Consider the following 17619-nt stretch of genomic DNA (forward strand, 5'->3'; position numbering starts at 1 on the left):
CGCGTTCGGGTGCCCTGATCCGTTAGGCTTGCGCGGATCGGTCATGCGGCGTTGCCACCCGGCACATTGCCCAGGCGAATCGAGGTGGCGAGATCTCCGAGCTGGAACCAGACGTCCTCGAAGAGTTGGACTCGCTCGGTCGGGCGACCGGCATCGAGGTCGATGACGCTCAGGACGCCAGAGCCGATCAGCCGATCGACCTGATCCACACTCCGTTCGATCCCGAGCGGATCGACGTGATCACCCGGAACACCACTGTCGACCTGCTGCTGTCCCGCATCCGCACCGGGCGCGTCGACCTGCAACCCGACTTCCAGCGTCAGGCCGGGATCTGGCGTGCGACGGGCAAGAGCCGGTTGATCGAGTCGCTGCTGCTGCGCATCCCGTTGCCCACCTTCTATGCGGCGGAGGGCGACGACGAGGCGTGGGCCATGGTCGACGGCATCCAACGGCTGACCACGATCGCGCAGTTCATCGAGCCGGCGGCGATTGATCAGGCGCCGCTGCGACTGGCGAACCTCGAATACCTGGGTAAGGAATACGACGGCAAGACGTTCGACGACCTACCCGGTCGCCTACAGACCCGGTTGCGGGAGACCGAGTTGATCGTCCACCTTATCCGGCGCGGCACACCGGAGGAGGTGAAGTTCAACATCTTCGCCCGGATTAACACCGGCGGGCTGCCGCTGTCCCGGCAGGAGTTGCGGCATGCCCTTATCCCGGGTAAGGGCCGCGAGATTCTGCGCGAGTGGGCCGAGTCGGACGTCTTCCGATCAGCGACCAGCTACAGCGTGCGCAGCGAGCGGATGGTCGACCGGGAGATGATTCTCCGGTTCATCGCCTTCCGGCTGACCAGCCCGCACGACTACGATCACGACGACTTCGACCGCTTTCTGCGGGAAGCGATGCGCAGCTTGAACACGCTGTCCGTTGCCGAGGTCGAGCGGCTGTGGGCAGAGTTTGTGGCGGCCATGAGGGCGGCCGAGGCCATCTTCCAGCAGCATGCCTTCCGCAAACGTGACCGTGCCGGAGGCAGCCGTCGCATGCCGATCAACAAGGCGCTCTTCGAGGCTATCTCGGTCAATTTGGCAGAGTTCGATGGCGCTGGCCGGGCGTTTCTCGGCGAGCGGCGACGCAAGGTGGAGAAGGAGTTTGTCGGGTTGATGAACGACGTCGACTTCCAGGGGGCGATCTCGCAGGGCACGGGCGACCCGGGCAAGGTGCGTCTGCGTTTCGGGCTCATCTCGGAGATCTTCGAGTCGGTGGCGGAGCGATGATCCAACGACTGCGGTTGGAGAACTTCAAGGCGTTCCGGGAAATGGATCTCCCGCTCGGGCCGCTCACCCTGCTCAGCGGCGTGAACGCGGCCGGCAAGAGCACCACGATGCAGGCGCTCGCGTTGCTGCGTCAGTCGTACGACGCGGGGGTGCTCGACCACAAGGGCGGGCTGCTGCTCAATGGGGAACTCGTCGAGCTGGGCGTCGGGCAGGACGTCCTGCATGAGAACTACGCCGACGGGACCCACGGCGGCCAGGTCTTCATCGGGGTCGCCGCCACGATCGACGGCTCGGAGAGCGCGTGGCGGGTCGAATATCGGACCGCCGAGGACCGCGAGGCAGACCTGCTCAAGGTGCCGCAGGGGTGGCGTGTCGCCGACCTGCCGCGACCGCCCACGCAGTCGGGTCTCTTCGGGCCCGGCTTCCAATATCTGCGGGCCGACCGAATCGTGCCGGCCGTGACCTATCCGAAATCGTATGAGATGGCGGTGCGTCGGGGGTTCCTCGGAGTCCGTGGCGAGCACACGGTGAACTACCTGCGTGCCCGCAACGAGGACCCGATCTCCCCGCCCGAGTTGCGCCATTCGGCCGCCAAGTCGGCGGGCCTGCTCGATCAGACCGAGGCGTGGCTGCGGGAGATCTGCCCCGGCGTCGACCTGAGGGCCGAAGATCTGCGGGGCACCGACATGGTGCGGTTGAGTTACGGATTCGGGGGCACGGCTGGCATCAAGTCGTCCAACATCCGCTACCGCCCCACCAATGTCGGCTTCGGCCTGACGTATGCCCTACCGATCATTGTGGCCTGCCTTTCCGCAGGCCCGGGCCGGCTGGTGTTGCTGGAAAACCCGGAGGCGCATCTCCACCCGAGGGGTCAGACGATGGTCGCCCGGCTGGCCTGCCGGGCCGTGGCAGCCGGCGCGCAGGTGGTCATCGAGAGCCACAGTGACCATGTGCTCAACGGCGTACGACTGGCCGTTAAGGACGGGGTGTTGACGCCCGATCACGTGGCGTTGCATTATTTCGACCGGAACGACGACGGTGAGATCGAGGTCAGCTCTCCCGAGATTGACCCCGATGGCATGTTGTCGCAATGGCCAAGGGGCTTCTTCGACGAGTGGGACAGGGCGCTCGATCGTCTGCTCGACTGACGAGGAGTGAATCTTGTCCTTGCTGTTGGTGCTGAACGAACTTTCCTATCGGGAAACCAAGGCGCGGCGCGAGGATATCTCGGATTCACTGCATGGTCTCGTGAAACTGCTGCGTAAGGTCCGTCAGCACCGCACTGACGTTGCCCTGGTCACCGAACGTCGGTTCTTCGATCTCGATTTGGGCGATGACTATTCCGTCCGAGAGTGGGCCGGCGACGGGCGTAATAGTGACGCGCTGCGCTACCTCCGTGGCATGCGCCAGCGCGCGCCGTTCCGGGACGTTGCCCCGGCTGACCTGCGCGACGGGGCAGAGTACTTCCACGGAGAGCAGCCGGCCGAGGGGCTGGGCACCGCCCACCAGGTGGGTGGGCTGGCGGTCAGCCTACCGCTGGCACAACTGTGGGACGAGACACTGCTGCGCCTGAGTCAGCACGGCCTCGCCGAGGACGACGCGGGCGCCATAGTGCTTACCCGCGCGGAGGTGGGCGTGCGGCACGCCTGCCGGCCCGGGCACGTCGACGAGCATCAGCAGTGGCTCTGCGACTCGGAGCTGACCCGAATCCACTCTGGAGCCAAGCTCTGGGAGGCGCGCGAGGACATCTTTCCGCACCTGCGCTTTCTGCCCAGCGTTGCCGACGACCTGCTCCGGCTCAGGTCGGCCTGGCTCCAGCCGGTGAAGGAGCGGCTCGCCGAGCTTGAGCTGACGGCCGCAGCCTGGGTGCCGGCGATCGAGGCCGGCCCGCGCTGGCGGAGCAAGGTGACGCCGGAGAGCGACACCCGTAAGGCGCTGTGCCGATTCGTCGATACCGACGGCACGACGAGGGTCTTCGACTGGCACGCGCGCTTCACGCCGGGTGCGGGGAGGTTGCACTTCCGCATGGACGGCGCCCACCAGCAGCTCGTGATCGCCTACATCGGAGCCAAGCTCGGCTGACCGCCATCCGTAGCCAACGTGCGACCGGGCTGAGGATCCGCGGGGACCAGGACGGCGCTGCCGGACCAGTCGATGTCCTCGTTCGTGATGGCCTTGTCGGGTTCGTCGTCCTCGTCGAGGGTGGAGTAGCACGCGTAGTAGCGGCCGAAGCCGTACCCACCGGCCGCGAGGGTGGCCAGCGCCCAGGGACGTAGCCGGTCGTGCAGCTTGTCGGGGGCCAGCCGGTCGACCGGCACCCGGATGACACCGAGCAGGTCGTACCACTGGTCGGGGTTGCCGGCGTCGACGATCCGGCAGAGCGAGAACGCGTGCCGCACCTGCGGCTCCTGGCAACGCCACCTGACCTGGTTGAACATGTTGCCTCCTCGGATCATCGACGATAGGGGATCCCTTGACGAGGATGCACCGCATAGACTTTGATATCAAGGGTAGCGGTCAAGGCACTGAGAGTTCCTTGAGTGGAAGGAGGGGCGATGCCCCTTACGCCGTCAGGCACGTCCGGGTCGCGTAGGTCTCCGGTACGCCAGGAGCTTTCGCCCGTCGTGCAAGCGTGGGAGATGGGTCTGCGGTTGCGCCAGCGCCGCGAAGAGATCGGTTTGACTGCGGCGGCGGCTGGTCGCGCCATCGGCATCATTCAGGCGTACGTCTCCGGAGTGGAGGCGGGCAGAGTGAAGCTTCCGGCCTCCCGGCTGGCGCAGGTCGTGAAGGTCTACGAGCTGGAGCCCGAGGAAGCGGCCGAGTTGGAGGAGTTGCGTGCCGGCGCGAGCCAGCGTGGCTGGTGGTACGAGTATTCCCAGCTCTTTCCGGCCGAGTTCCTCCGGTTCCTCGGTTACGAGGCCGGCGCCAACCGAATCCGCTACTACGACAACGAGCTGATACACGGTCTGATGCAGACCGAGGAGTATGCCCGAGCGGTCATCGCCGGAGGCACCACGACGATTCGGCTCACCGAGGTCGACAGAAGAGTGACCGCGCGGATGTCCAGGCAGGCGCGACTGTTTGCCGACAACCCGATGCGCTTGACTGCGCTGCTTGGTGAGGGAACGCTACGCCAGCAGGTTGGTGGAGCGGCTGTGATGCGCGGCCAACTTGATCATCTTGCCGGACTGGCGACCGAGCGGCCGGGGCAGATCGAGATCCGGGTGCTGCCGTTCTCCGCTGGCGCGCACCCTGCGCTCGGTGGCTCCTTCCAGATCCTGTCGTTCCCGTCGCCCAGGTTGCCCGACCTGGTCTGGCAGGAGGTGCTGACCTCGATCGACATCATCGACCAGTCCATCCGGGTAACCGACTACCAAGTGACGTTCGCCGAGGCATGGGAGCGCGCGTTAAGCTCCGACGAATCGCTCAGCCTGATTCGTCGGATCGCCAAGGAGATGACGTGACCCCGTCAGACCGCACTCCTGGGGAGAGCTGGTTCAAATCCTCCCGCAGCTCCAACAACGCCAACTGCGTCGAGGTGCGGTTCGTCGGTGGCGTGGTGGGCGTCCGGGACACCAAGGACCGCAGTGGCCCGGCGCTCGCCTTCGACGGCCGCTCCTGGGCCAGCTTCCTGACCGGCCTCAAGGGTGGCGCGACGAGCTGACGACCACCACCCTTGCATCCGATGGGCGGAGCGATCGCATCAGAGAAGCCCTCGCTTGACAGCCCACTCCTCCACCTTGCGCCGCAGATAGAGGCCGAAGTTGGGGTGGTTCACGACCTCTTGAAATTCCGGCTTGCCGTCGAACTTGTGACGAAGTAGCGCTAGCGCCTGTTCGGGACGCCTTGCGCGTTCGGCGGAGAGGCTGCCCCCGACCACTCCGTTAATGCTGAGAAGCAGCTTTTGTTGAAGATTCGGGTTGCTTTCGTGCGCGGCTATCGCCGATCGCAGCAGGTCGGTCGCCGAGTAAAAACCGGGCGCGCGCGTGAATGCTGCGAAATCTGTCAACCTGAACCACTCGACCCGCCGGCCGCCGACAGAAGCCACACCCGAGCCCGCCGATGATTCTCTCAGGGCCTGCAATTGAAGCTCACCAGATGCTGCGGGCGCAATGGTGCCCGGCGACGAGTAGACACGTCGTTCAGCCTGGACCTGGAAGGTGAACAGGAAGCCGGGCTGAAGGAGGCTGCGCAGCCGCATGAATGCGGCATCCGCAGAGACGCCTGTGCGGTCCAGGCCGGCAAGGATGAGCCCCATGTCGGTACTGTTGATCAGTGGCAGGATGTGGCGGTCGGGGATGAGAAGATAGCTGGCGAAGCGTGTCGCTTCGCGCTCCTGATCACCCACGTCGTGTGTGGGGCTGGAAACCTCTTCGGTCGGTCCGACTATAGCCTGACACCCCACTGTCCCGTAGTGCCAGCCCATCTTGATGTGGCCGTACTCGTGGGCGAGAGTGAGCATTTCCCGGCGTCGAGGTAGTCCGCTGCGCACGAAAACCTGCGGTCGCGGCAGGTGCAGATCGTGGACCAATGCGTCGCAGCCAGTGAATGGCCAGTCCTCGAAGTGGAGATCTGCGCAGCCTTGGATGAGCGCTTTTATGTTGACCGGAGGATCGAGGTTGTATCGTTCAACGATGGCCGAAGCGAGGGACTTTGCGGGTTCGTCAGGGCTTCGGGTAGACCAAAGTCCGAGGTCAGTCTCTTTCATTTGTCGATCTACAACTATCCGATTCGTCCTCGTGACTTTAGCCAGGCAAGCACCTGCTCCGCATCAGTCGTGTTGCTCGATCGTGCGGCTGCGCCCAGTGCTCGGTCAGCACGGAGGATCTCCGGAAGCGGTTTCCTCGCCCGATGGGCGGCCATGATGAAACGGAGAGATTCGGGACGCTCGCCCCAGGTTCGATATTCTTCCCACGTCATTCCCAGGAACTCGTGGAGCTCCATGGATGAAGCCGGGCTTCCGGCCGGTGAATCATGCCACCGATCGATATAGTCGTCGATTTGGTCGAGAGTTGCCGCGCCCCGCAGCACGTCGTCGACGAAGGTAGATCGATCGTCGGATCGCTTTCTCTGCAGAAGCTTAAACATCGATCTTCCTTCCTCTGACCGCCGGCTTGATGAACTCTCCAGTGTGTACGTCCGCGACGCCAATATGGCGGCCACGGGAATTGAAAACCTCTAGCTCGCAGTGCTGGCCATCATAGGTGAAAATGCGTCCGGCTCGATCTCGCCACCGACGAACTCCGTTGCGTGCTCCCAAGTGCTCTAGATCATCTACGATGCAGGGTCTGGGCAGGGGTGTGTACGTCAAGGTCAGTATGACTCCGATGCAACCGCGGTGGTAGTGCGCGCGCCAACCCGAACCTCAGACTGTAGCGATACGGGACCTTCGGTGCTTAATGGCGCGCGAACACCCTGAGAGGTGATATTTGTCAGACTTCCGACACCAATGCTTAGAACAGGGCACCGGGCAGGGGGAATAGCCCGCCGTCAAGAGCTGGCCCGATCGATGCCGGGTCGTCTGTCGGCGCGTCTGCTGATCGGGGTCGTGGAACGGCCTTCGTCGGCTTCCGGGGCTTGCGGCGGGCGGTTTGTTGGGGCTGTTCTTCCTCGTGGCGCTGGTGGTTGAGTTCGAGGAGCAGATCCAGCACGTCGACCTGGGCCTTCGGGTCGATGGTGTGCCGGGTGCCCTGTCGGGTCCGGTGGAACCCGTGCCCCAGCGTCAGGTCGAAGCGGTACGCCTCGGTCACCGCCTCGTCGATCTCGACGTGGATCTCCCGCAGGCGGCGGATGTCGGCGCTGGTGACCTGCTCGTCGTGCACCAGGTTGTAGAGCTTCGTCAGCCCCAGCTCCCGCCCCAACATCACCGACCGGCGGTACGAGTCCAACTCCGCCCCGACCTGCGTCATCCGCTCGGTCGCCTTCGGCTGAGGTAACGTCTCGTAGACATCCGACGGTGCGTAGTTCAGGTCCGCCTTCATGGTCGACGAGTTCTTCCAAGCCCACGCGACGTGCAGGGCGCTTGAAAGTAGAGACAGGTGGGCTGGCATGTCCGTGGCGACGACGCCCAGCTTATGCGCGAACACCTGCCCGGTCGGTACGAGCAACGGCAGGCCGGTCTTGCTCACCAGAGCAATGACCAACACCCGGTCGAGCCCTTCGATGGCCGAGTAGAGCTCAGGTCGCCTTCGCTCATACTGCCACCATCGTTCACGGGCGCTGGTGCTGTATTTGTTGCGCAGTCTCTCCGGCTTGACCTCTCGTTCGACTATGGCGAAGCAGTCGGGGTATTCCTGGGCGCGTTCGAGCGGCCAGTTGTGGAAGTTGATGACCCAGCGGCGGGCCGAGCAGTCGGGCCGCCCGTTCAGGTCCTCCCCGTTGAGGTAGGGAAACAGCACGTCCTCGTTGCGCGAGTCCTGGGCGATGAGCTCCTGCGCCTGCTCGGGTTCCAGCAGGAAGCCGGTGCCCAGGACGTAGGAGCCGATGTATGACTGGGCGGCGTTGGCGGCCAGGCGGTACGGGTTGCCGGTGACCCGGGACCGGGCGTCCAGGGACGGGGTGATGCCCGGCACCGAGTGTCCGTCCAGGATCGGCTGCTCGTCGGCGGCGGTGTGGCCTACCCACAACAGGGAGACCTCCAGCGAGGCGGTGCCCGGCCAGGGCTGGGACTTGTTCGCCCGGTAGACCGTCCAGCCCAGGTCTACGGCCTGATCGAGTCCGACCTCCCGGGTGTCGCCCTGGGCGATCGTGTTGGTGGCGATGATGCCGACCCGCCCCTTGCCGGTGACGCTCAGGTTGCGCAGCAGGAAGTAGGAGCACAGGTCGGCGCTGCCCCGCTTGCCCCGGCCGACCCGCTCGACCAGGTATTCGCGGACGTCCGACCCGATCGCCCCGGTCAGGCGCTGGCCACCGATGAACGGCGGATTGCCGATGACGGCGTCGAAGCCGGCGCGGTTGACCACCTCGGGGAACTCCAACGGCCAGTGCAGCGGCCGGATCGGTACCGACCGGGAACCGCGCAACCAGCCGGCGACGGTGATCTCGACCCGCTGCTCCAGCTCCGCGTCGTACGGTCCGTCGAGCAGCCCGTACACGTCGTCGCTGATGCCGAGTAGGCGGCCGTCGTACTTGCTCTCCGGGTCCTCGGTGTCGTCTTCCGGGTCCCACGGGCGGCGCTGGGGGCGGACGGCGGTGGAGAGCGCCGCGCCGACCACCGCGTCGGCGGCCAGCCGCAGGCCCTGGCCGAGCTGGTCGACCTCGGCGAGCGTGGCGGCCTTGTCGGCGGCGTCCCGGGTGTCCTCCACCACTGTCGCGCCGATCGACACGCGCAGCCTGGTCATCTCGTCGACCGTCCGGTGTAACCGGCCGACCAGGTCGCCGAAGAACCGGCTGTGCTGGAAACGCCCCGCCTTCGGGTCGAGGTGGAAGGCGGTGAGCTGATCGACGGAGGTGATGCCGACCAGCGAGTCGCCGCAGCGGAGCGCGTGGTCGAGAAAACCGAACGGCTTCCCCTTCGCCAGGGTCACCAGCCACAGCGACAGCTTCGCCAATTCCACCGCCATGTCGTCGCGGTCCACCCCGTAGAGGCAGCGGGCGGCGACCAGACGGCGAGCCGTGAGCAGCAGCTCCTCCCGGTCCGGGTTGCCGTTGGCCAGGTCGGCGAGCTCAGCGGGAAGCCCGTCCCGCTGCCAGGCCCGCACCACCACCTCGGCGAGGTAACGGCAGGCAGCCACCAGGAACGCCCCGGAGCCCATCGCAGGGTCGAGCACCTTCAGCCGTAACAACTCGTCGGCCGTCTTGGCCCGCCACACCCCCTCGTCGGTGACGCCCTGCGCGGGGCCGGGAGCGAAGCAGAGCGGGGCGAGGGTGTGCCGGACGACCTCCTCGGCCAGCTCGCGTGGGGTGTAGTGGGTGCCGGTGTTGCGCCGGTCGCCGAACTGGGTGAACAGCACCGAGCCGGCGGGAAAGACAGTGGGCAGGTCCCGCAGGTCGGTGCGGAGCAGGCCCCAGAAGGGGCGTACCCGATCGGTCAGGTCGGCGTCGTTGTCACAGGCCGCGTGCAGCGCGGCGAGCTGGTGCGGCGCGGGCGTCGCGACCCTGGCCTTCGCCACCTGTCGGGGGGTGAGGTCGCACCGGGCGATTAGCCAGACCCCCAGCTCCGTCTCACCCTGGGCGGCGGCGGCCTCCAACTCGGCCAGCGGCAGCTCCGGCTCGCGCTTGCCGAGCAGACCGACGTGCGGTTCCCGCACCCGGGCGCAGGAGAACTCCAGCAGACCCTCGTAGACGTGGCCGAGCTGCTCCACGCCGAGGCTGGAATAGCTGAGCTGCTCGGCGGCCCGGCCCCGGTGCCGCAGCACCAGCAGGGCGTCCAACATCTCGTGTACCACCCGGTCGGTGACCGCCGCGTCGACCAGCCAGGGGAACCGCTCGGGGTCGAACAGCGACCCGCCGTGGGCGGGGATCCGCAGGTCGGGGTGCTCGGAGCCGCCGTGCACCGCGGCGAAGAGGGCGAGCAGTCGGGGCCAAGCGGCGGTACGCCGATCGCCAACCTCGTCACCGTGCAGGTCACGGGCCGCGCCGAGCTGACCGTGCAGGGTGGCCGCTCCGTACGCCTGCGCGTAGAGCGGGTCGGCCACGGGCAACAGCCGCTGCTCCTCGGCGTAGAGCAGAAAGACCAGGCGCATCAGTACGGTCAGCGACCCCCGGTAGATCTCCCGGTCGCTGACCTTGCCGAGCAGCAGGCCATCGGCTTCCCGGTCCAGCCGGGCCAGCTCGCCGACGAAGAGCTCCACCGCCCGACGGACCTGGTCGCCCAGGGTGGTGGTGATCTTGGTGAGCGCCTCCGCACTACGGGCGAACAACCCGGCGAGGCCGGTCGACGGGCGGCCGTCGGCGTCGGTCGGCGCAATCAGCACCCGGGACGCGGCGAGTAGGGTCGCGAAGCCGCGCAGCAGCGCCGGCTCCTCCAGCCACAGATCGGCGTCGAAGACACCCACCCCGGTCGGCTCACCCCGGCGGGCGTGCACCAGTGCCCAGTGCTGGCCGTTTGTCACCAGCGCCAGCGGCACGCCGGTGTCCCGGCACACCTGGGCGGCCTGCTCGACGGCAGCCGGCCGGTCACCGCGGGCGAGGGTGAGCGGTGCCGCGAAAGGCAGCCGGTGGACGTGCAGCCGGGCCGCACTGCCGCCGCCGGGTCGCGGACCGGACAGCACCGCGTCCGGCCGGTAACCATCGACGCCGATGGCCCCGTGCGCACCGTCGGCACGGGCGCTGGCCGGATAGCCCAACAGCTCGCCGAGGACCAGCTCGACCCACGCCGGGCCGAGCAGGTCCGGGGCGGCCTGCACCTCGGCCCAGCCCCGGCGGATCCGGTCGCGGATGTCGTCCGGCACGGTGTCCAGGCCGTGTGGCAGCACCTCGACGAGCACCGGCACCGTCAGGAACGGCCCCTCCGGGCGCAGCAGGCCCAGCCACTCGGCGTGCTGTTCGGCGATGCTCAGCGCGGCCGGTCGGGCCCGCTGCGCGGGTGGTCCGGCCGGGCGGTGGCCGGTGCCCGCACGGCGGGACGTTCCTCGGGACTGGCGGGGGATGGCGGGCATCAGCGGGCACCTCGGGCCAGGGACGCGGGGACCAGGAAGGTGACAGCGGCCGGGAACCAGCGGGCCGTCGGGTCGGCGTAACGGCGGCGCAGGGCGTCGCTCTCCCGCTCGCGCTGCGCCGGGATGTCGCGCAGCCGGGCCTTGAGCGCGTCCCGGTCGGCGTGCAACTGGTCGCGCTCGACGGTGAACAGGGTGGTCTGCTCCCAGTGCGGCTCGTCGGCGAGCTTGCTCCGGATCGAGGTTTCCAGCTCGGTCAACACCGCGCCGACCGCGGTGACCTCCTCCTCGCAGCGGCGGGCGAGCAGCCCGTGCAGGCTGCGGGCGCGTTGGTCGGCGCGGGTGCCGAGGGCCCGTGCCAGCGGCCCGTTCAGCGTCGGCCACAGCTCGGTCAGGCTCTGCTGGACCTGCTCGGCGGGGACCTCGTCGGTCGCGGCGGCGAGTAGGGACTCCAGCACCTCCTGGCGGGCCCGGGTGAGCTTTCCACCCTCGAGCGGGCCACCGGCGGTCACGATCTCCTCGTGTAACCGCGTGCCCTCCGCGCCGGTGACGACCACGCGGCCGTGGGCGACCAGCGCCGGGGTACGCAACAGGTCACCCGGCACCACCCGGGCGGTGACCCGACTGAGTTTCGCCCCGCCGGACCCGACCCCGCCCCGGGCCTGGGCCCACAGTTCGGCCCGGAGCAGGCGTAGGCACATCTGCACCAACCGGTGGCCGAGGTGCATGAGCACCACGTCGGTGCGGCCCACCGTCACATCCGGGTCGAAGGTGATCGGGCGTTCCCGGCCGGTCACCGGATGCAGCAACCCGTCGTTGCGGGCGGCAGCCCACGCGCCCGGCAGTTCCGGCAGGCGGAACCAGGCGCCCGACGCGCCCGCCGGGGTCGGCGCGTCGATCAGGTCCCGGCGGTGGGCCAGCAGCAGCCCGGTACGGACCACCCGTTCCACGGTGACCGGGGTGAGGTTCAGCTCCGCCCGGCTCCCCTTCAACGTGTCGGTGAGTCGTTGCAGGTCCCGGGCCAGGTCGCGCTCCACCCGAAGCCGGGCCCGACTCGCCCGCCGGTCGATCTCGACGTCGGTGACCCGCCAGTCGGTCTGCTTACCGGTCATCTTCCGCTCGACCTGGGCGGCGATCACCTCACCGGCGCTGCCCAGGTCGGTGCGGATCGCCTCGACCTTCTCCACCGCCACCCGCAGGAACGCCAGCTCGTCCTCCAGCGAACCGGTGGTGTAGTCGACCTGTTGCCAACCGGCTGGCACGAAGTGCAGCACCTCCACCCGGGCGGCCCGCTGACCGTGCCTGTCGATCCGGCCGTTGCGCTGCTCGAGACGGTTGGGATTCCACGGGATCTCCCAGTGCAGCAGCCGGTGACAGTGCCGTTGCAGGTTGATGCCCTCGCTGGCGGCGTCGGTGGCGAGCAGGACCCGGACGTCGTCGAGGTCGGGATGCTCCGTGAAGACGTTCTTGACGTGTTCCCGCTCGTCGGGATCCTGCCCGCCGTAGAGCAGGGCGATCCGCTCCGGCGGGTAGCCCGCGCTGAGCAGCCGGTCGTGCAGCCAGCGCTGGGTGTCGCGGTACTCGGTGAAGATGATCACACGTGCGGCGGACCACTCACCGTCGGGTCGCACAATCGGATCCAGCCAGCGGTGCAGCGCGGCGAGCTTGGCATCCGGCCGGTCCTGGGCGGAACGGGCCCAGGTGCGCAGGTCGCCGAGGAGCGCCCGCTCCTCGGTCGACAGCGGGGCCGCGTAGTGGCGGACGGTGCTCAGGGCGTCAGCCTCGGCGCTGGCATAGGCGGTGTCGTCCTCGGCCGTCTCGGCCAACCGGTCGATCACCGGTTGCAGGACCTTCTCACCGGCCACCGGATCCGCCCCACGCGCCGGCCCGCCGGGGTCGGGCTGGTCCCGGGCGGTCATCGTCGCCAGGTGGGTCTCCACCGTCTCGGCGAACGCCTTCGGCGACGAGAAGAGCCGACGCTTGAGCAGGGTGGTGACGAAATCAGCGGCGATCTCTCCGGCCCGGCCCTCCGAACTCGCCCGACGGCTCGCCGCATACCGGCTCAGCAGGTCGTGAGCGTGCTGTTCGGCAGCCGGGTAGTCGACCTCCAGGTAGTTGAGGTGCCGCGCCGGGAACCGGGGAGTGCCGTCCCACCGCGGCGGCAGCTCGCTCTTGAGCCGCCGCACCATCACCCGGGCCAACTGCTCTTCGGTCGGCTTGACGCCCCGGGCGAACCGCTGATCGTCGAGGAGCTCCAGCAGCGCGGTGAACGACTCGGTGAAACCGTTGTGTGGGGTGGCGGAGAGGAACAGCCGGTGCTCGCAGTGCGGGGCGAGAGCCCGGATCGCCCTCGTACGCTGCGAATCCACCGCGTACCGGCCCCGGCCGGACGGCGCACAGGTGTGCACCTCGTCCACCACCAGCAAGTCGAAGCTGCGCGGATAGCGCGGCGTCGCCGGCAGCACCTCGCGGAGCAGCCGCATCGGCCGGTCCCGCTTGAGCCAGTCCACGCTGACGATCAACCTGGGATAGTGCGTCCACGGGTTGGTATAGAGACCCCGGGCGCGGCGCAGCTCCCGCAGCAGGGGCGCGTCGACGATCCGGAAGTCGAGGCCGAACTTGTCGCGCATCTCGTCGCGCCACTGTCGGGTCAGACCGGCCGGGCAGACGATCATCATGGTGCGGGCCCGGTGCCGCAGCATCAGCTCCTGCATCACCAGCCCGGCTTCAATGGTCTTGCCGAGGCCGACGTCATCGGCGATCAGCAGGTTCGTCCGCGGCATCGACAGCGCACGGACCACCGGGTCGAGCTGGTAGTCCTCGATCTCGATGCCGGAGCGGAACGGGGCTTGAAGGGCGGTACGGTCGGCGGAGGCGATGGCACCCCAGCGCACCGCATCCAGGAAGGCCGCCAGCTGCCCGGGATCGTCGAACCCGTGCCTGGGGTCCGGCAGCGTGGCGCTGTCGTGCACCAGTCGCCCCGGCTCCAGCTCCCAGATGACCCGCAGCTCCTCGTCGCGGGCGTCGTCCTCGATGCTGACCAGGGTGGCCAGGTGCGGGGCGACACCGGTGAAGACGTGCGGATCACCACTGGTCACCTCGCTGCGGACGACGTCGGCGACGACCCAGCGTCGGTTGCGCACCGTGACGAGCTGGCCCGGCGCCGGAGGACTGTCGGTCTCCATGGTCATTCGGGTCGAACCATCGGTGCGCTCCTTAGCCCTCTGAAGGCGTCATCCCTGACTCATCGAGCGATCCGTGTGGCGGTGGACGCTCGGGCGGCAGGGATGAAGGTAGTACAAAGATCTACATTGGATCGTCCCACGATCCACATAGGAAACCTCGGAATCCAGTCTCGATCGGCTAACCGACAGACCGCCGAGCTGGCGGACGACCTCCGCGAGGCCGAGCGCGACCCTTTTTGGGCATGCCGGAACCCTTCATGCCCGGTATTGCCGAGTCATTGGCGTGCATCTATAGTTGCGCGGATCACAACAATCATGGCCGTGGTGACGCGGCCGGGTCGTCGAAGCGCTTCGACGATTCGTCGTTCAGGCCCGTCAGCCGGGTGTCGAGCCTGGTCACGCCGGCCTCGGCGTCCGCTGGGCGCCTGTCGTACGACATGAGGAGAACCGCATGCGGAACTGGCGCCTTCGGCGCGGAATCACCGCGCTCGCGCTCGCCCTGCTAGCCCTACCGGCCGTTCCCGGCACCGCGCTCGCCGAACCCACCTACCCGTTCCGAGATCCCAGCCTGCCCGTGAACGTCAGGGTCGACGACCTGCTCGGCCGGCTCACGCAGGACGAGAAGATCTCCTGGCTGCACCAGTACCAGCCCGCCATTCCCCGGCTGGGCATCGGCCTGTTCAAGACCGGCACCGAGGCGCTGCACGGGGTGGCCTGGTCCACCGACATCGACAACAACGGCGCGGTGGTCAAGGCTCGCGGCACCGCCTTCCCACAGCCGGTGGGCATGGCGAGCACCTGGAACACCGACCTGATCCGGCAGGTCGGTTCGGCCGTCGGGGACGAGGCGCGCGGCTACCACGCGCAGAATCCCCGGGTCTGGGGGCTCAACCTCTGGGCACCGGTGGTCAACCTGCTGCGCGACCCCCGGTGGGGCCGCAACGAGGAGGGCTACTCCGAGGACCCGCTGCTCACCGCGAAGATCTCCACCGCGTACGGATCGGGAATGACCGGCGGTGACCCGAACCACCTGAAGAGCGCGCCGACCCTCAAGCACTACCTGGCCTACAACAACGAGGTCCGACGCGACGTGACCTCCTCGAACGTGCCACCTCGGGTGCTCAACGAGTACGACCGCGCGGCCTTCAAGCCGGCCATCACGGCCGGTGCGGCGACCGGGGTGATGGCGTCGTACAACCTGGTCAACGGTCGTCCGGCGACAGTGGACCCGGACCCGATGACGGTGTTCCGGGACTGGACCGACAGGCCGCTGATGAACGTCACCGACGCCTGGGCGCCGAACAACCTCGTCAACACCCAGAAGTACTACGCCACCCAGGCCGAGGGCAACGCGGCGATCATCAAGGCCGGCCTGAGCAGCTTCATCACCGACGACACGAACGCGCAGCCGACCATCACCGCGATCAAGCAGGCCCTCGCCGCCGGTCTGCTGACCGAGGCCGACATCGACGCCCGGATCCGCGAGATCCTCGACATCCGATTCCGGCTGGGTGAGTTCGACCCGGGTGGCGGCCGGCACGGCGGCATCACCCCGGACGTCATCAACAGCCCCGAACACCAGCGGTTGGCCCGGCAGGCCGCCGGCGAGGCGATGGTGCTGCTGAAGAACGAGCGGCAGGCGCTACCGCTGGACCCGGCCCGGACCCGCAAGGTGGCGGTGCTCGGCCCGTTGGCCGACACCCTCTACTCGGACTGGTACGGCGGCGACCTGCCCTACCAGGTGACCGCGCTCGACGGCATCCGCGAACGGCTGGGCAGCTCGGCCAGTGTGCGCGGGCTCGACGGGGCGGACCGGATCGCGCTCAAGGACGTGTCGACCGGCCGGTACGTCTCTGCCACCGGCACCACCGACGCCGACCCGGTCCTCGGGACCGGTGCCGTCCCGGCGCTCGTCGCCCAGTTCGACGTGGTCGACTGGGGGCAGGACGTGGTGACGTTGCGCAACGCCGCCAGCGGCCGCTACCTCGGCTACAACTGGGGGCCGTTCATCACCCGCGACGAGCAGCCGAACGGCTGGTACGTGCAGCAGCAGTTCAAGCTGGAGCCGCAGGCCGACGGAACTGTGGTGCTGCGCTACGTCGGCTACGAGACCACCGAGAGCTGGTTCGGCGCCGACACGTACGTGACGGTCGGCGACGACGGCGCCCTCAAGCTCGGCGCATCGACCCCGGACGCCGCGACCCACTTCAGTCGCAACCTGATCAGCAGCGGCATCGACCGGGCCGTGGCGGCAGCCAAGGCGGCCGACACCGCGGTGCTGGTGGTCGGCAGCAACCCGTTCATCAACGGTCGCGAGGCGCACGACCGGACCTCGACGGCGTTGAGCGCCGGCCAGGAGGCACTGGTCAAGGCGGTGGTCAGGGCCAACCCGCGGACCGTGCTCGTGCTCCAGACCAGCTACCCGGTCACCATCCGATGGGAGCAGGAGCACGTACCGGCCATCGTCTGGACCACCCACGCGGGCGCGGAGACCGGTCACGCCATCGCCGACGTCCTCTTCGGCGACCGTAACCCGTCCGGCCGGCTCACCCAGACCTGGTACCGCTCGGACTCGCAACTACCGCCGGACCTTCTGGAGTACGACATCATCTCGTCCGGGCAGACCTACCTCTACAACCGCGCGAGGCCGCTCTACCCGTTCGGCCACGGGCTGTCGTACACCCGCTTCCGGTACGGCCAGCTGCGTGCCGGCGCCCAGTCGGTGGCGGCCGACGGCACCATCACGGCCAGTGTCGACGTGACGAACGTCGGCAGCCGGACCGGGACCGAGGTCGTTCAGCTCTACACCCACCAGCGCACCTCGCGGGACACCACCCCGATCCGCCAGCTCAAGGCGTTCCAGCAGGTGAAACTCGCGCCTGGGCAGACCCGTACGGTGACCCTGCGCCTGCCCGCCGCGGATCTGGCGCACTGGGACGTCACCCGCAGCAGGTGGGTGGTCGAGTCGTCAGTCCACGACCTGATGATCGGGGCGTCCGTCGAGGACATCCGCGCCCGCGCCGCGGTCCGGGTCCGCGGTGAGACCATCCCGGCCCGCGACCTGTCCCGGCCCACCCGGGCGGAGAACTTCGACAGGTACGCGGGTGTCCGGCTCGTCGACGAGACGAAACCCCGCGGTACGGCGGTCGGTGCCACCGCCGCCGGTCAGTGGATCTCCTTCGACGGTTCCGCGCTGCGTGCCGGCGAGCGCACCTTCACCGCGAAGGTCGCCAAGGCCGGTGCGGGTGCCGGCACGATCCAGATCCGGATGGGGTCGCCCACCGGCCGGCTGCTCGGCACGGCAACAGTGCCCAGCACCGCTGACGACTACCGGTACGTCAGCGCCAGCACCGAGTTGGCCCGGGTCGTCGGTACCCACGACGTGTACCTGGTGTTCGACTCCCCGCTGCGGCTGGCGGAGTTCTCCATCAGCTGACCGGAGGTCGGGGCCGGGTCGATCGTCGACCCGGCCCCGACCTGGCTCGGGCCGCGTGCCGGCTCGGTGCTCGGCGGTGACGTCGTCGCAGCACTGTGGATTCGTCGGACGACATGATCAGGGGT

At 68.2% G+C, this 17619-nt stretch carries 14 protein-coding genes; 6 read left to right on the top strand and 8 right to left on the bottom strand.

The genetic code is table 11. From position 1 onward, the window contains the following. Positions 1 to 41: 41 nt before the first annotated feature. Positions 42 to 209 carry a hypothetical protein gene (locus ACFYPG_RS25590; RefSeq protein ID WP_387354115.1) on the bottom strand — a complete coding sequence of 56 codons (168 nt, stop codon included), beginning with the start codon at positions 207 to 209 and terminating at the stop codon, positions 42 to 44. Between the two features lie 27 nt (positions 210 to 236). On the opposite strand from ACFYPG_RS25590, the gene ACFYPG_RS25595 reads away from it, so the two are divergent. The 3 genes from ACFYPG_RS25595 to ACFYPG_RS25605 are packed head-to-tail and all read left to right on the top strand — an operon-like array spanning position 237 to position 3359. Beyond that, a complete protein-coding gene (locus ACFYPG_RS25595; protein ID WP_387354116.1) occupies positions 237 to 1277 on the top strand; it encodes a DUF262 domain-containing protein in 1041 nt (346 codons plus the stop codon). 14 nt (positions 1278 to 1291) lie between these two features. Further along, entirely contained in the window at positions 1292 to 2425 is a 1134-nt protein-coding gene (locus ACFYPG_RS25600; protein ID WP_387354117.1) for a DUF3696 domain-containing protein, read from the top strand. 13 nt (positions 2426 to 2438) lie between these two features. Continuing rightward, positions 2439 to 3359 carry a hypothetical protein gene (locus ACFYPG_RS25605; RefSeq protein WP_387354118.1) on the top strand — a complete coding sequence of 307 codons (921 nt, stop codon included), beginning with the start codon at positions 2439 to 2441 and terminating at the stop codon, positions 3357 to 3359. Here the strand turns inward: ACFYPG_RS25605 and ACFYPG_RS25610 are convergent. Continuing rightward, positions 3335 to 3715, bottom strand: coding sequence for a hypothetical protein (locus ACFYPG_RS25610; protein ID WP_387354119.1), 381 nt, complete (start codon positions 3713 to 3715; stop codon positions 3335 to 3337). The two genes, ACFYPG_RS25605 and ACFYPG_RS25610, sit on opposite strands and share 25 nt — an antisense overlap. Positions 3716 to 3916: 201 nt before the next feature. Between ACFYPG_RS25610 and ACFYPG_RS25615 the strand changes: the two genes are divergently transcribed. Both ACFYPG_RS25615 and ACFYPG_RS25620 read left to right on the top strand, forming a co-directional pair. Next, positions 3917 to 4741, top strand: coding sequence for a DUF5753 domain-containing protein (locus ACFYPG_RS25615; protein ID WP_387354120.1), 825 nt, complete (start codon positions 3917 to 3919; stop codon positions 4739 to 4741). Then, positions 4738 to 4941 (top strand): DUF397 domain-containing protein, encoded by a 204-nt coding sequence (locus ACFYPG_RS25620; protein WP_387354121.1) that lies wholly within the window; start codon positions 4738 to 4740, stop codon positions 4939 to 4941. Before ACFYPG_RS25615 ends, ACFYPG_RS25620 begins: the two co-directional genes overlap by 4 nt. Before the next feature lie 39 nt (positions 4942 to 4980). Here ACFYPG_RS25620 and ACFYPG_RS25625 read toward each other — a convergent pair whose 3' ends face one another. The 6 genes from ACFYPG_RS25625 to ACFYPG_RS25650 all read right to left on the bottom strand — a co-directional run bounded on the left by ACFYPG_RS25625 (position 4981) and on the right by ACFYPG_RS25650 (position 14497). Continuing rightward, positions 4981 to 5985, bottom strand: a complete 1005-nt coding sequence (locus ACFYPG_RS25625) for an ImmA/IrrE family metallo-endopeptidase (RefSeq protein ID WP_387354122.1) — start codon at positions 5983 to 5985, stop codon at positions 4981 to 4983. Positions 5986 to 5999: 14 nt separating this feature from the next. After that, positions 6000 to 6365 carry a hypothetical protein gene (locus ACFYPG_RS25630; RefSeq protein ID WP_387354123.1) on the bottom strand — a complete coding sequence of 122 codons (366 nt, stop codon included), beginning with the start codon at positions 6363 to 6365 and terminating at the stop codon, positions 6000 to 6002. Then, positions 6358 to 6588 (bottom strand): colicin E3/pyocin S6 family cytotoxin, encoded by a 231-nt coding sequence (locus ACFYPG_RS25635; protein ID WP_387354124.1) that lies wholly within the window; start codon positions 6586 to 6588, stop codon positions 6358 to 6360. The genes ACFYPG_RS25630 and ACFYPG_RS25635 overlap by 8 nt, the downstream gene beginning before the upstream one ends. Positions 6589 to 6730: 142 nt before the next feature. Next, positions 6731 to 10876, bottom strand: a complete 4146-nt coding sequence (locus ACFYPG_RS25640; RefSeq protein WP_387354125.1) for an Eco57I restriction-modification methylase domain-containing protein — start codon at positions 10874 to 10876, stop codon at positions 6731 to 6733. Beyond that, positions 10876 to 14064 carry a DISARM system SNF2-like helicase DrmD gene (gene drmD, locus ACFYPG_RS25645; RefSeq protein ID WP_387354126.1) on the bottom strand — a complete coding sequence of 1063 codons (3189 nt, stop codon included), beginning with the start codon at positions 14062 to 14064 and terminating at the stop codon, positions 10876 to 10878. Before drmD ends, ACFYPG_RS25640 begins: the two co-directional genes overlap by 1 nt. Positions 14065 to 14371: 307 nt before the next feature. Further along, entirely contained in the window at positions 14372 to 14497 is a 126-nt protein-coding gene (locus tag ACFYPG_RS25650; protein ID WP_387354127.1) for a hypothetical protein, read from the bottom strand. Between the two features lie 12 nt (positions 14498 to 14509). Between ACFYPG_RS25650 and ACFYPG_RS25655 the strand changes: the two genes are divergently transcribed. Further along, the gene (locus tag ACFYPG_RS25655) at positions 14510 to 17494 is read left to right on the top strand and encodes a glycoside hydrolase family 3 C-terminal domain-containing protein (protein ID WP_387354128.1); all 2985 of its coding nucleotides are present in this window, start codon (positions 14510 to 14512) and stop codon (positions 17492 to 17494) included. The last annotated feature ends 125 nt before the right edge of the window (positions 17495 to 17619 follow it).

The sequence above is a fragment of the Micromonospora sp. NPDC005553 genome, from assembly GCF_042871765.1.
In the GTDB taxonomy this organism is placed as follows: domain Bacteria; phylum Actinomycetota; class Actinomycetes; order Mycobacteriales; family Micromonosporaceae; genus Micromonospora.